Annotated in this window: 13 protein-coding genes; 9 read left to right on the plus strand and 4 right to left on the minus strand. The window is 59.0% G+C overall.

The features are described from left to right. Positions 1-116 precede the first annotated feature (116 nt). The 3 genes from CLV87_RS02440 (at position 117) to prpE (ending at position 5,122) form a co-directional block, all read left to right on the plus strand. Positions 117-2,396, plus strand: coding sequence for an NADP-dependent malic enzyme (locus tag CLV87_RS02440; RefSeq protein WP_099243671.1), 2,280 nt, complete (start codon positions 117-119; stop codon positions 2,394-2,396). Between the two features lie 118 nt (positions 2,397-2,514). Then, positions 2,515-2,904, plus strand: a complete 390-nt coding sequence (locus CLV87_RS02445; protein ID WP_099244866.1) for a hypothetical protein — start codon at positions 2,515-2,517, stop codon at positions 2,902-2,904. Between the two features lie 325 nt (positions 2,905-3,229). After that, entirely contained in the window at positions 3,230-5,122 is a 1,893-nt protein-coding gene (gene prpE, locus CLV87_RS02450; protein WP_099243667.1) for a propionate-CoA ligase PrpE, read from the plus strand. Between the two features lie 235 nt (positions 5,123-5,357). Here the strand turns inward: prpE and CLV87_RS02455 are convergent, their stop codons facing one another. Continuing rightward, positions 5,358-6,119: an NAD kinase gene (locus CLV87_RS02455; RefSeq protein WP_099243665.1), complete on the minus strand. Its 762-nt coding sequence runs from the start codon at positions 6,117-6,119 to the stop codon at positions 5,358-5,360. A 181-nt stretch (positions 6,120-6,300) separates the two neighbouring features. Here CLV87_RS02455 and glyA point away from each other — a divergent pair, with 181 nt between their 5' ends. Further along, positions 6,301-7,587: a serine hydroxymethyltransferase gene (glyA, locus tag CLV87_RS02460; protein WP_099243663.1), complete on the plus strand. Its 1,287-nt coding sequence runs from the start codon at positions 6,301-6,303 to the stop codon at positions 7,585-7,587. A gap of 55 nt (positions 7,588-7,642) precedes the next feature. Here glyA and CLV87_RS02465 read toward each other — a convergent pair whose 3' ends face one another. After that, positions 7,643-8,617 (minus strand): helix-turn-helix transcriptional regulator, encoded by a 975-nt coding sequence (locus CLV87_RS02465; RefSeq protein WP_099243661.1) that lies wholly within the window; start codon positions 8,615-8,617, stop codon positions 7,643-7,645. Positions 8,618-8,980: 363 nt separating this feature from the next. On the opposite strand from CLV87_RS02465, the gene CLV87_RS02470 reads away from it, so the two are divergent. Then, entirely contained in the window at positions 8,981-9,172 is a 192-nt protein-coding gene (locus tag CLV87_RS02470; RefSeq protein ID WP_099243657.1) for a hypothetical protein, read from the plus strand. 17 nt (positions 9,173-9,189) lie between these two features. On the opposite strand, the gene CLV87_RS02475 is transcribed toward CLV87_RS02470, so the two are convergent. Further along, positions 9,190-10,176: a DUF1963 domain-containing protein gene (locus tag CLV87_RS02475; protein WP_133840667.1), complete on the minus strand. Its 987-nt coding sequence runs from the start codon at positions 10,174-10,176 to the stop codon at positions 9,190-9,192. A gap of 231 nt (positions 10,177-10,407) precedes the next feature. Here CLV87_RS02475 and CLV87_RS02480 point away from each other — a divergent pair, with 231 nt between their 5' ends. From CLV87_RS02480 to hemP, 3 genes are all read left to right on the plus strand, one after another. Then, positions 10,408-12,618 (plus strand): NADP-dependent isocitrate dehydrogenase, encoded by a 2,211-nt coding sequence (locus CLV87_RS02480; protein ID WP_099243651.1) that lies wholly within the window; start codon positions 10,408-10,410, stop codon positions 12,616-12,618. Positions 12,619-12,833: 215 nt separating this feature from the next. Next, positions 12,834-12,983: a hypothetical protein gene (locus CLV87_RS23760; RefSeq protein WP_166652649.1), complete on the plus strand. Its 150-nt coding sequence runs from the start codon at positions 12,834-12,836 to the stop codon at positions 12,981-12,983. Positions 12,984-13,003: 20 nt separating this feature from the next. Further along, positions 13,004-13,147: a hemin uptake protein HemP gene (gene hemP, locus CLV87_RS02485; protein WP_370739633.1), complete on the plus strand. Its 144-nt coding sequence runs from the start codon at positions 13,004-13,006 to the stop codon at positions 13,145-13,147. A gap of 12 nt (positions 13,148-13,159) precedes the next feature. Here the strand turns inward: hemP and CLV87_RS02490 are convergent, their stop codons facing one another. Continuing rightward, positions 13,160-13,873, minus strand: coding sequence for a helix-turn-helix transcriptional regulator (locus CLV87_RS02490; protein ID WP_133840668.1), 714 nt, complete (start codon positions 13,871-13,873; stop codon positions 13,160-13,162). Between the two features lie 239 nt (positions 13,874-14,112). Here CLV87_RS02490 and CLV87_RS02495 point away from each other — a divergent pair, with 239 nt between their 5' ends. Further along, positions 14,113-14,598 (plus strand): histidine phosphatase family protein, encoded by a 486-nt coding sequence (locus CLV87_RS02495; RefSeq protein WP_099243645.1) that lies wholly within the window; start codon positions 14,113-14,115, stop codon positions 14,596-14,598. Positions 14,599-14,625: the final 27 nt, after the last annotated feature.

The following is a 14,625-nucleotide window of genomic DNA, read 5'->3' on the forward strand; positions in this document are numbered from 1 at the left end:
TCCCGGCGTCAATTCCATTTTCAATCTTGGCGCGAAACTGCTAAGGGACAGGGGACCCGACCACAGGCGCAAAATTTGGTTTAACGCTAAACCATATTAAATATCAGGACCTAGACATGACCGACTCAGCCAAGGAATCATTGCGTCAGGCGGCGCTTTTCTACCACGAAAACCCGCAGCCCGGTAAATTGGAGATCCGCGCGACCAAGCCAATGGCCAATGGGCGCGATCTGTCGCGGGCCTATTCGCCGGGGGTTGCTGAGGCCTGTCTTGAGATCAAGGAAGACGAGGCAAATGCCGCCCGTTACACCACGCGCGGCAATCTGGTTGCAGTGGTTTCGAACGGCACAGCGGTGCTGGGCCTAGGAAATATTGGCGCTTTGGCCTCCAAACCGGTCATGGAAGGCAAAGCGGTCCTGTTCAAGAAATTCGCCGACATTGATTGTTTCGACATCGAAGTCGACGAGTCGGATCCTGAAAAACTGGCTGATATCGTCTGCGCGCTGGAACCGACCTTTGGCGCGATCAATCTCGAAGACATCAAAGCGCCCGATTGTTTTATCGTTGAACGAATTTGCCGCGAGCGGATGAACATCCCGGTTTTCCACGACGATCAGCACGGCACAGCCATCGTTGTCGGCGCGGCGGCGACCAATGCCCTGCACGTGGCGGGCAAAAAATTCGAGGATATCAAGATCGTCTCGACCGGTGGCGGGGCTGCCGGGATTGCCTGCCTCAACATGCTGCTGAAACTGGGCGTCAAACGCGAGAATGTCTGGCTTTGTGATATTCACGGACTGGTCTATGAGGGCCGGACCGAGGATATGAACCCGCACAAGGCCGCCTTTGCGCAGAAATCAGATCTGCGCACGCTGGACGATGTGATCGAGGGCGCGGATCTCTTCCTTGGTCTCTCTGGTCCGGGCGTTTTGAAGCCCGAACATGTAGCCAAGATGACCAAGCGCCCGATCATCTTTGCCCTGGCCAACCCGACCCCGGAGATCATGCCCGATCTGGCTCGTGAAACCGCACCTGATGCGATCATCGCCACGGGCCGCAGCGATTTTCCCAATCAGGTCAATAACGTGCTCTGCTTCCCCTTCATTTTCCGCGGGGCTTTGGATGTGGGCGCGACCGAGATCAATGACGCCATGCAGGTCGCCTGTGTCGAGGGCATCGCCGCCCTCGCCCGCGCCACCACTAGCGCCGAGGCCGCCGCGGCCTATGCTGGCGAACAACTGACCTTTGGCGAAGATTACCTGATCCCGAAACCCTTTGATCCGCGCCTGTCCGGCGTTGTCTCAACCGCTGTGGCCAAGGCCGCCATGGAAACCGGTGTGGCCAAGCGCCCGGTCGAGGATCTGGACGCCTATAAGGACAAGCTGGACGCCAACGTTTACAAATCCGCCCTGCTGATGCGCCCGGTCTTTCAGGCGGCGGCCACGGCTTCGCGCCGCATCGTCTTTGCCGAGGGCGAGGATGAGCGCGTGCTGCGCGCCGCGCAGGCCATTCTGGAGGAAACCACAGAAACGCCGATCCTGATTGGTCGCCCCGAGGTGATCACTGCGCGCTGCGAAAAGCTGGGTCTGGAAATCCGCCCCGAGCGGGATTTCAACATCGTGAACCCGGAAAACGACCCGCGCTATCGTGAATATTGGGGCACCTATCACCAGCTTATGGCGCGGCGCGGCGTGACCCCGGATATTGCCCGCGCGGTCATGCGCACCAACACCACCGCCATTGGCGCCATCATGGTGCATCGCGATGAGGCTGACAGCCTGATCTGCGGCACCTTTGGCGAATATCGCTGGCATCTGAACTACGTCAATCAGGTCCTGGGCGGAGAAGGGTTGCACCCGCATGGCGCCCTGTCGATGATGATCCTCGAAGACGGGCCGCTCTTTATTGCTGACACTCATGTGCGCTCGCTCCCCTCGCCCGAGGAATTGGCGCGCACCGCAATTGGCGCGGCGCGACATGTGAAACGCTTTGGCCTTGAGCCCAAGATCGCCATGTGTTCGCAGTCACAATTTGGCAACCAGGCCGAAGGTTCGGGCAAACGTCTGCGCGAGGCGATTGCCATTCTCGACAGCGTACCACGCGATTTCTGCTACGAGGGCGAGATGAATGTCGATGCCGCCCTGGATGAGCATTATCGCAACATGGTCATGCCCGGAAACCGGATGAGCGGCAGCGCCAATGTACTGATCTTTGCCCATGCCGACGCGGCATCAGGGGTGCGTAACATCCTGAAAATGAAGGCTGACGGGCTTGAGGTCGGGCCGATCCTGATGGGCATGGGCAACCGCGCACATATCGTGACCCCATCGATCACCGCGCGCGGCTTGCTCAACATGGCCGCCATCGCCGGCACGCCTGTCACGCATTATGGCTGACCCAGCCTATAGCAAGAAAGAGATACGCAGGGCGGTCAACCTCTCTGCGTTCCTTGGCTGGCTGGCAATTACCTTCCCTTTCTTGTGGTTGGCGCTCGGAGCGTCTGGATTCGCCGGGATGTTGGCCTATCTCTTCTATGCGTCGATCTTTGGTCTACCCTTAGCATTTGCGCTCTGCTGGCTTGTCGGACGTCCCATCCTGGGCTTTGCGATGAAAGCACCCGTCAGCTGGGGAAAAGCCGTGCTTTGGGGGGCTGTAATCTCAACAACAATCGCCGGGATTACCATCGCAATTGGTCGCTATCGAGGTTGGCGGCAATCTTTGGATGATCGTTTCTATTCGAGGCTCGGTGGTGGCGACAATGTTCAATCCATTGATGGCATCCTCACCCTCTATGGCTGGCAAGTCTTGGCGCAAAACACCGCTCTGTTTGTCGCCCTCGGCGTCGCCATTGCGTTGATTGTCCGCTGGCACATTGGGCCGGGCCATTCCAAACTGGAACGCTAAGCGCCAAATACCGCCCCCTGACTCCCCAAGACAAACCGCAGAATCAACGCACCCCAAAGCCGCATCCCATTTGCAGCTTTGGTTTGCAATTTTGCAATATATGCAAAAATTTGCAGTCAAAGCGCTAAACCACAAGAGCTTTGCAAAAATTTGCAACTCCGCACCTGCGACCATCCGACCGAATTTGCGAAAAACCGCCCCCCAAGGTCGCCTGCAGGCTTGCCCGGATCAACGCCGCCCGCTTATCCAATTGGCAGAGGATGGAACACCGCGCCCGCCGCTTATGACTTAAGATCAAGGACTGGCCGCGCGAGAGGAGGATAAGATGGGTTATCAGGACGTATATGACAGTTGGAAATCCGATCCCGAAGGGTTCTGGATGCAAGCCGCCGAAGCGATCGACTGGGAAAAGAAACCCAGCAAGGCGCTCAGCGATCTTGGCGACAATATGTATGAATGGTTTGCCGATGGCATGACCAATACCTGCTGGAACGCCGTTGACCGCCACGTTGAAAACGGCCGGGGCGAGCAGACCGCGATCATCTATGACAGCCCAATCACCCATACCAAACGCGAAATCACCTTTGTCGAGCTGCGCAACCGCGTGGCCACCTTGGCCGGAGCGTTGCGCGCCAAGGGCGTCGAAAAAGGCGACCGCGTCATCATCTATATGCCAATGATCCCCGAAGCGCTGGAGGCCATGCTGGCCTGCGCTCGCCTTGGCGCGGTCCATTCCGTTGTGTTTGGCGGCTTTGCCGCGAACGAATTGGCGGTGCGCATTGACGATGCCAAACCCAAAGCGATCATCGCCGCCTCTTGCGGGTTGGAACCGGGCCGTGTGGTCCATTACAAACCGCTGCTTGACGGCGCGATTGATCTGGCTGATCACAAGCCGGATTTCTGTGTGATCTTCCAGCGCGAACAAGAGGTTGCCGAGCTTAAAGAAGGCCGCGACTTTAACTGGCACGGCTTTCAATACGGCGTAGAGCCCGCCGATTGTGTCCCGGTTGAGGGCAATCACCCGGCCTATATCCTCTACACCTCCGGCACCACCGGCGCCCCCAAAGGCGTGATCCGCCACACTGGCGGCCAGCTCGTCGCGCTGAACTGGACGATGAAGAACATCTATAATGTCGATCCCGGCGATGTGTTCTGGGCGGCCTCGGATGTGGGCTGGGTCGTTGGCCACTCTTATATCTGTTACGGCCCGCTGATCCACGGCAACACCACCATTGTCTTCGAAGGCAAACCGGTTGGCACCCCCGATCCCGGCACCTTCTGGCGGGTTATCGAAGAGCATAAGGTCAAGACCTTCTTCACCGCCCCCACCGCCTTCCGCGCCGTGAAACGCGAGGATCCGACGGGGGAATATGTCAAGAAATACGATCTGAGCTGCCTGGAACAGGTCTTTCTTGCCGGTGAACGCGCTGACCCGGACACCATCGTTTGGGCGCAGGATCAGCTGCAAAAGCCGATCATCGACCATTGGTGGCAGACCGAGCTGGGCTTTCCCGGCGTCTGCAACCCGGTCGGCATTGAATTGCTACCGGTCAAGCTCGGCTCCCCTTCGGTGCCGCTGCCCGGTTACGAGATGAAGATCGTCGATGATGCGGGCAATGAGCTGCCCCGTGGCGAGCTTGGCGCGATTGTCACGCCCCTGCCGCTGCCGCCCGGCACCTTCCCCAATCTCTGGAACGCCGAGGATCGCTACAAGAAAAGCTACCTCACCAACTTCCCCGGCTATTACGAAACCGGCGATGCGGGCATGATCGACGAAGACGGTTATCTTTACATCATGGCGCGCACCGATGATGTCATCAACGTCGCCGGCCACCGCCTGTCCACTGGCGGCATGGAAGAGGTGCTGGCCGATCACCCGGATGTGGCAGAATGTGCAGTCATCGGCGTGTCTGACAGTCTGAAAGGTCAAATGCCGCTGGGCTTCCTCTGCCTGAATGCCGGCACCGAGAAACCGCATGACGAGATCGTCAAAGAAGTGATCAAACTGGTGCGTGAAAAGATCGGCCCTGTGGCAGCGTTCAAGCTCTGCTGCGTGGTCGACCGCCTGCCCAAGACCCGCTCAGGCAAGATCCTGCGCGGCACCATGGTCTCCATCGCTGATGGCAAAGAATACAAGATGCCCGCCACCATCGATGATCCCGCGATCCTGGACGAGATCAAGCTGGCGCTTCAAGGGCTGGGTTACGCCAAGGGGTAACCCGCGACCACTACCGACGGTCACGCACAAACAAAGCCCCGGCAAACGCCGGGGCTTTTCTCGTTTAAAGCGTTTCGACACATGGTTGAGATAAACGGATCGCAAATGGCCTGAGACCGCGAAGCATGGCAAGGTTGTTGCGCCTCAACGCTTTATCGAAACGCTATAGCCAGAGTCCCAACGGGACGGTGGGTGGGGCGATCTGCGCAGCGCGCAGCAGCGTCACCCCCGGCCCTCACACAAACTGTTCGCGGATCAATCGCTCTTCCAGCCCATGCCCCGGATCAAACAGCACCCGATGCTCGATCCCAGGCTCCGACTTGATATGCACCTGCAACACATCCCGGACCGAGCCGCCATCCGCCTCGGCCATGACCGGGCGTTTTTCGGGGTCTAGCACCTCCATCGACACCTCCGCCGATTTTGGCAACAGGGCCCCGCGCCAGCGACGTGGTCGAAACGGTGCGACGGCGGTCAGCGCCAGGACATCCGAACCTATCGGCAAAATCGGCCCATGGGCGCTGTAATTATAGGCGGTTGAGCCCGCTGGCGTCGCCACCAGCGCCCCGTCGCAGACCAGCTCGGCCATGCGCACCTGCCCATCCACGCTGATCCTGAGCCGCGCCGCTTGCGGCCCGGCGCGCAGAATCGACACCTCATTGATTGCCAGCGCGCGATGTTCGGTGCCATCAGCGCAGGTCGCGCGCATGACCAGCGGGTTGATCACGGTTTCCTCGGCCGCCCCCAGCCGCTCTTCCAGCCCGTGCTCGCCATATTCGTTCATCAAGAACCCGACCGTGCCCCGGTTCATCCCATAGACCGGTGCCGGGTTGCCCTCGGTGCGGTGCAGGGTTTCCAGCATGAACCCATCGCCCCCCAGCGCGACAATCACATCCGCCCCCTGCTCCGCATGATCGCCATAGCGGCGCGTCAACCCAGCCAGCGCCGCCTGCGCAATCGGCGCATTCGAGGCGCAAAAGGCAATTCGTAAGGACATGGCCTGTTTCCTGTCTGTCGCTTTTGTCTCCGAAACAATCACAAGTTCACCGAACTGACCAGATATGGCGCAAGATAATTCTCCTACGTCGTTTTATCGCCTTTGACTCTGGGAAAGTTTCCGATACGAAACATCGCAAATTCGATTCCGCATCACTCAGGACAACCGAAGGGAACAGCCCATGACGGCCTCGCGCGATTTCTTTACCCAGCCATTGGCAGACCGGGACCCAGAGCTTTTTGGCTCCATCACAGATGAGCTTGGTCGCCAGCGCGACGAGATCGAGCTGATCGCCTCGGAAAACATCGTGTCCCGCGCCGTGATGGAGGCCCAGGGCTCCATTATGACCAACAAATATGCCGAAGGCTATCCGGGCCGTCGCTATTATGGCGGCTGCCAATTTGTCGACGTGGCCGAGAACCTCGCCATTGATCGCGCCAAGCAACTGTTCAACTGCGAATTTGCCAATGTGCAGCCAAACTCCGGTTCGCAGGCCAACCAGGGTGTGTTTCAGGCGCTGATCCAGCCCGGCGACACCATTCTGGGCATGAGCCTTGACGCTGGTGGTCACCTGACCCACGGGGCCAAGCCGAACCAGTCCGGCAAATGGTTCAACGCCGTGCAATATGGCGTGCGCAAGCAGGACAATATGCTGGATTACGACCAGGTCGAAGAGCTGGCAAAAGAGCATCAGCCCAAGATGATCATCGCCGGTGGCTCTGCCATTCCGCGCCAGATCGACTTCAAGCGTATGCGCGAAATCGCCGATATGGTTGGGGCCTATCTGCATGTGGACATGGCGCATTTTGCCGGTCTCGTGGCCGCGGGCGAGCATCCCAGCCCGTTCCCCTATGCCCATGTCGCCACCACCACCACCCACAAAACCCTGCGCGGTCCGCGTGGTGGCATGATCCTCACAAATGACGAGGCGATTGCCAAAAAGGTAAACTCGGCAATCTTCCCCGGCATTCAGGGTGGCCCGCTGATGCATGTCATCGCGGCCAAGGCCGTCGCCTTTGGCGAAGCGCTGCGCCCCGAGTTCAAAGACTACGCCAAGCAGGTCATCGCCAATGCCCAAGCCCTGTCTGATCAGCTGATCAAAGGCGGTCTGGACACCGTGACCCATGGCACCGACACCCATGTTGTTCTGGTCGACCTGCGCCCCAAAGGCGTGACCGGCAATATCGTGGACAAGGCCCTGGGCCGCGCCCATATCACCTGCAACAAGAACGGCGTGCCGTTTGACCCGGAAAAGCCGACCGTGACTTCCGGCATCCGTCTCGGCTCCCCCGCCGGCACCACCCGTGGCTTTGGCGAGGCCGAGTTCCGCCAGATCGCTGATTGGATCATCGAAGTGGTCGATGGCCTCGCCGCCAATGGCGAAGAGGGCAACGCAGCGGTTGAGGAAAAGGTCAAAGGCGAAGTCGCAGCCCTCTGCGCCAAGTTCCCGATCTACCCCGAGCTCTGATCCAAGCGATCCGCGCCTGAAAAGATGTAGGGTGGGGTTTGACCCCACCCTTTTTCTATCCCACGCTCAACAAACACCGCACCAGCGCGGTTTGCGAATTTACCCCGGTTTTCACATAAATCCGGCTCAGATGGGTGCGGGCGGTGTTGACGCTGATCTTCAACATCTCTGCCGCCTGGGTCAGCCCGTCGCCGGCCACGATCCGGCAGGCCAGCGCCATTTGCGCCTCGGACAGGTTAAAAACCGAGCGCGCCGCATGCAGGCGATCCGCCAAAGCCTCGTCGTCATGCAGCTCCAAAAACGTGGTTTCGTCGCGGACAAACAGGGTGCAAACCGCTACCCCGCCTTCGTCTTTTTCGCCCAGAACCACCGGCAGGCGGAAATTGCGCCCTGCTTCGCGGGTCTGGCGATAATGCTGGAAATAGCGGTGTTGCGATGCCGCACAATCCAGCGCCGCTTGCAAAACCTTGTCCCAATCTCGCCGCGAGGCGCGCAGACGGCCCTGTGACACGGTCAGCCCCAGCTGGGTTTTCACCGCCTCCAGAATATGAGGCGGTGCGCAGATCACTTGCCCCTGCCCGTCGATCGCCAGCCGATTGGCGTCCTCCCATTGATGGCCCCGCACAACAAAGGAGGAAAACAGGATCCGCCAAATCCCGTCTGTCTTTTCCAGAACCCGCGTTTCAAAGGTGCGTTCCACCCGCCCATCGCGCAGCACCGAATGCCCGTCAAACACCACATGCGCCAGACCGTCCGTCACCGTCATATCGACATTATGCCGCTCAAAACGGACCATCTCACAGACCTTGCCGACCTCAAGAACCTCTTGAATATGAGGCGCAATTTCGCTCCACCCTCGCAAGACGGTAATACCGGCCGCCGCCGATCCGCACATTTCCCGCGTGCGCTCATCCTGCACCCAGCACTGCGCCCAACCGTCAAAATCAAAGTTGAAAAACGTCTCAGTCTCGCGCTCGATCACTGTCATGATGGCAAGCTGATCCTGCTGAGAGGGGGGCGGTTTGGTCATAGACTCTCCGATTTGGTAATTAGCCGACCATGCGGTCCAAAGATCGCTTGTCGCGGCCAAAGGCGCAAGCCGAACCGCAATACGGTTTTCAGCGCCAACAGCCATTCACAGCCATGATGCGCATAAAACTCATTTTCTGTCAGCGGGCTTTTGCGGGGCAAGCTCTGACTTGCCAGCGGAAGGGACTGATCCATATGCGATCTCCTATGGGTATCTGCAATGACCCTAGCCCTGCTGATCATCCTCCCCTGTCATCCGACCTGACCACATACTGCAAAAAAACTGCAAAAAATCTCGGCTTGTCCCGACGGAAACTGTCAGCGGGCCCGTGTAATACCACAATAACCAACAGGAGACAGTGACATGCGCAGCCCGATCAACGCCCCAATCCTCGCCACCAGCTTTGCCATCGGCCTTGGCTTTCTCGCCCAATCCGCCAGCAGCGAAGAACCCTATCAGGGACCGATCCAATCCCTGTGGTCATTCGCCTGTGATGAGACCAAGCAAGATGTGCGGCTTGACCTGGGCGAGCCGAAATACACTGTTGATTTGTAAGCGAAGACCACCGCCGCCTAGCCCCGCAAGACAGCCTGAGCAGCGTCAAAATTGCGCGCGCGCAGTTCGTTTTCGGGAATGGTAAACGTTGCAGGCCAGCCTCCCGTTTTAGCACCGCTCAGCCCAAGGTCGGGATCGCTAGCATCAAGGGTCAACAACGGGACGCGCGATACGTCCTCAAAGTCCTCCCAACCGCCAATATCAGGCCCCAAAAGCATGTTGTGACGCAACTGATCGTCCAATGCAGGCCCCTTTGGGGGACGCAGCTGGAACCACCTTTTTTGAGGCGGAGCAGGAACCAGCTCTGCTCGTCTCGCCTCAGCCAGATGAACCTCATTGGCAGCGAGCGCCGCCTCACGGAAATCCTTGCTATCAAACATCGTGCAATTGCAGCACTGCGCCTTGGTTGCGGCAACAGGGATTGCCTTAGCCTTTGACGCTGGCCCGTCCGAGCGGAGTGGCCTTTCACCATCAAAGACATGTTCAGAAAACAGAACCCGCGCCGCCACCAATGCGTCATTCAATGGCGATGTCATATCGACAAAGAAAAACAGCATCCCGGACTTTGGCAGAATGGCAGTTGGGGGCAAGTGGCCCAGGTTGATCTGCGCAACAAAGGTCAGGGGCACCTTACGCCCATCACGATGCGTCACCACTGGCCAGGGAATGTGATCGGGCAAGCTCGGTTCCCCCATCAACCAGGCACCGGGCGCGGCCCATTTCTGGTCCACCTTGTGCAGAACGACGCCCTCTGTCGTGGCCATATCGACCATACGCTCCAGTTCCTCCGGCCCAACGGGAATAAGGCTCGCCTCATCCCGCGCCTGCAGGATCCGCTTGCGAAAATCCGCGTCGTAATCCGCGTATCGTCCGAAAACGCCTGCAGCCTCGGCCGCAGTGACGGCCCGCCCCAAATGATCAGACATCACGTCACAGATGTGGCGCGTCCCCGCCTCGCTGAACCAAATGGTCTTGCCCTGTCGCTGCGAATACAAACCGTTCACCGACCACCTCCACGTGTCTTTGCACGCGACCGCCTATCGGACACACCTCAACACGCTCACCTGCCGCCGCAACTGTGATCGACCGATCCGCGTTTCGCAAGCCGGGTCTGGCCTGGCGCTTGAACACCACTACAAACGCGACGAAATGCGACACGGTATACGCTCGTATACTGTAGACGCCCCGCCATTCTTCCCCTATGAGGAGCGCAATCATTTTGAAAGGCGGTCCTCATGTCTGATAACACCCCCGATATCATCTACACCATCGTAGACGAAGCGCCCGAGCTGGCCTCGGCCTCTTTCCTGCCCATCATTCAAAGCTTTGCCTCTGCGGCGGGCGTGTCGGTCGGCACCAAGGACATCTCCTTGGCCGCTCGAATCATCTCGGCCTTCCCCGAAGCCCTGAGCGAAGATCAGCGTCAGTCCGACGATCTGGCCGAGCTGGGCCGCCTGGTGAAAACACCAGAGGCCAACGTGATCAAGCTGCCCAACATCTCGGCCTCCGTGCCCCAGCTGGTCGCCGCCATCGAAGAGCTGCAAAGCCAGGGCTATGCCCTGCCCGACTATCCCGAAGAGCCCAGCACAGATGAAGAAAAAGCCGTGCGCGCCAAGTATGACGCGATCAAAGGCTCGGCTGTGAACCCGGTTCTGCGCGAAGGCAACTCAGACCGCCGCTCGGCCAAAGCCGTGAAAAACTACGCCCAGAACAACCCGCATTCGATGGGTGAATGGGTGTCGGACAGCAAGACCAAAGTGTCCTCCATGTCCGGCAACGACTTTTACGCCAACGAAGTTTCCGCCACCATCACCGAGGCGCAAGCCGGTGACGCGAAAATCGAATTTGTGGCCAAGGATGGCGCTGTCACCGTGTTGAAAGACGGCTGGCCGCTTGAGGCAGGCACCGTGGCTGACGCCACCTTCATGTCCGCCAAAGCGCTGGGTGAATTCCTTGCGGCGGCGATCGAAGACACCAAAGCCGACGGCACCATGTTCTCGCTTCATATGAAAGCCACCATGATGAAGGTCTCTGACCCGATCATCTTTGGCCATTGTGTCCGCGCCTGGCTCGCCCCTGTCTTTGAAAAGTTCGGTGCAGAGCTGGACGCATTGGGTGTGAACCCGAATTCCGGTCTGGGTGACCTGCTGGAACGCGTCAAAGACAATGCCGATATCATGGCGGCGATTGAAGCCGTGAATGCTGACCGCCCCTCCATGTATATGGTCGACAGCGACAAGGGCATCACCGGTCTGCACGTGCCGTCCGACGTGATCATCGACGCCTCCATGCCTGCCGTGATCCGCGCTGGCGGCAAAGGCTGGGACGAAACCGGTGCCAAGGGCGACACCAACTGCGTGATCCCGGATCGCTGCTATGCCGGCGTCTATGACGAGACCATCAACTTCTTCAAAGCCAATGGCGCGCTGGATGTGACCAAGGCCGGTTCGGTGGCAAACGTAGGTCTGATGGCCCAAAAGGCCGAGGAATATGGCTCGCACCCGACCACATTCGAAGCCCCTGCCGACGGCACCATCCGCGTGGTTCTGGCCAATGGCGAAACCCTGCACAGCCACGAGGTTGGCGCGGGCGACATCTGGCGCTCTTGCACCGTCAAGAAAGCTCCGATTGAGAACTGGATCCAACTGGCGATGGACCGTCAGCGCCTGACCGGCTCCGAGGCGATCTTCTGGCTGGACGCAAACCGCGCCCATGACGCACAGCTGATCGAATACGTCAAGCCCGCGCTCGAAGCCGCCGGCGTTGCCGACAAGTTCCAGATCATGGCCCCACGCGCTGCCACCAAACAGTCGCTGGAAACCATCACCGCGGGCAAAGACAGCATCGCCATCACCGGCAACGTACTGCGCGACTACCTGACCGACCTGTTCCCGATCCTGGAACTGGGCACCTCGGCCAAGATGCTGTCCATCGTCAAACTGATGAATGGCGGCGGCTTGTTCGAAACCGGTGCCGGTGGGTCTGCCCCGAAACACGTGCAGCAGCTGGTCGAAGAAAACCACCTGCGCTGGGACTCCATGGGTGAGTTCTGCGCGCTGGGTGAATCGCTGAACTTCCTCGCCGACAGCCGTGGCAATGCCAAGGCAGGCGTGCTGGGTGCCGCTGCCGAGGCCGCGACCCAGGGCATTCTGGACTTCAACCGCTCGCCATCGCGCAAGGTTGGCCAGCCTGACAACCGCGACAGCCACTACTGGTTCGCCCGCTACTGGGCCGAAGCTCTGGCCGCTCAGGGTGACGATGCCGATCTGGCCGCGCATTTCGCACCCATCGCCAAGGCACTGGCCGATGGCGAAGAGGCGATCCTGGCCGAGCTGGCCGCAGCCCAAGGCCCGAAAGCCGATATCGGTGGCTATTATCGCCCAAGCGTCGCGCTGAAAGCCAAAGTGATGCGCCCAAGCGCAACCCTGAACGCGATCTTCGGCTAAGACGCCGAAAAACCTGAAAACAGCCCGTCGCAACATCCGTTGCGGCGGGTTTTCTTTTGCGACACCGCATCTGGAGACAAACGGTCAGCAGTACTCAAAATCAATACCTAATTAAAATAATCAGGATTGACATACCTGAGTCTTTAAGTCACATTACATCCTATCAGCCACCCCGCACCCGGGTCAGCCAAATCTCGCGAAAACGGAGAAACCCGATGCAGATGACCCCTGCACCCAAGGCCAGCAGTCCTACGACCTCGCGATCCCACGAGGTTTCCATCGGCTTTGATCTCGGGCTTCCCCGTTTTCGCACCTTAGAAAACCTGCTGGATCTGATCGAATTTGCGAAAGGTGACGAGACATGACCCTGAACTTTGCCCCCGATATGTCGGAACAATCCATTCAACGCCTGCCCATTCATGACGCGACCAAACTGACCCAGGGCGGCAGCCTGGCCAATATTCAGTTGGGCGATCAGATGTATACGCTGCGTATCACCCGCGCGGGCAAGCTGATCCTGACAAAGTAAACCCGATTGGGCTCAATTGCCCAAAGCCAGGAACCGGGCGGCCTCGGCTTTGTTCTTCAGCCCCAGTTTTTCATAGCTGTTCTTCAAATGCGTCGACACCGTGTGGTGGGAAATCCCCAGCGTGTCGGCGCATTCGCTTCTGGTTTTACCTTTTGCAAACAGCAGGAACACCTCGCGCTCGCGCGTGCTGAGCACCTCCAGCCCCTGTGGCAGTTTTGGCTCTGCCTCACGATCAATCAGATCTTCGAGCTTGCGATGCGCCACCATGCAAAAGGTCTGGAATGCCGCCTCATGCGGCAGGATCTGCGCTTCAAACTTTTCCCGGCTCAGACCGGTGCCCAGATTGAACCCACCATAGCGCGCGCTGCCCTTGACCCGTACCGGAATGCCCAGCCCGGCGCGAAACCCGTTCTGCGCCGCCAATTCGATCAATCGACGTTCTTGCGCACCCAAATAGGCGTAATCCGACAAGAACTCTGCCCCGGTCCGAGTCACCGCATAACTATTGCAGCAATAATCCAGAAACGGGTCGCGATACCCGTCAGGGATGGCCGCGCTCAGGTCGATATTGGCCTCCATATAGAGATCATCGCCGCTGAGACTCAGATAGATGAACCGGGTGATCCCGACCGAGGTCATGCCATCTTCGAACAACTGCCAAAACCGGTCCAGATCAGGAACGGTTTCCAGCCGCTGCGCCAGCACCATCAACCTGTCTTGCGCCAAGCTCGCCCCCTAAATTCGCCTGCCTCCCCTGTTTGAGGGATGTTCAGGATTTTTCCAAGTAAATATACCGGTTACGCAGCGGAGTTTGGAATACATCCCTATCCCGTGACCAAGACTTAGACACAGTTTTTTCAGAACCTGCACCTTCCTTCAGGCTCTGCTGCACCTCTTCATTCGCAATGATTGCGCCACGGCATCGACCGGGCTAGGCTACCCTTATTTTCAACAGGAGGTGACCCATGCTTCGCCGTGCCTTTATTTTGTCTCTCGTTGCTTTTACATCTGCCTGCGCCGTGCCCAATGGCCAATTGGCGCTGGCCCCCAATTCCACCCTGATTGTCGTGCGTCACTCTGATCGTGACGGCGAGAATCTGAACGCCAAGGGCATTGAACGCTCCAAGGCGCTGGTCAAGGCGCTGGATGGCATGCCTCTGGATGCGATCTATTCGCCCGGGATCAAACGAAACCTCGACACCGCCGCGCCCCTGTCCAAGGCTCGCGCCCTGCCGGTTCAGCGTCAGGCCCAGGAAAATCCGACCCCGGCCCTTGTGTCAGCCTCGGCCGGTCAAACCGTCATCTGGATTGGCAACAAGGGCAATATCGCCGCCATTTGGGAGGATCTGAGGCTCTCGGACCCGGCCCCGCTGGACTATGGTGATTTGCATATCATCCGGTCCGACAGCGCCGGAGCGGTCACCATTGAACGCCGCCGCTTTGGCCCCTGACCCCACCAAGCGCAACAGAACAGGGCC

It is taken from the genome of Pelagimonas phthalicica (assembly GCF_004364805.1).
Lineage (GTDB): Bacteria > Pseudomonadota > Alphaproteobacteria > Rhodobacterales > Rhodobacteraceae > Pelagimonas > Pelagimonas phthalicica.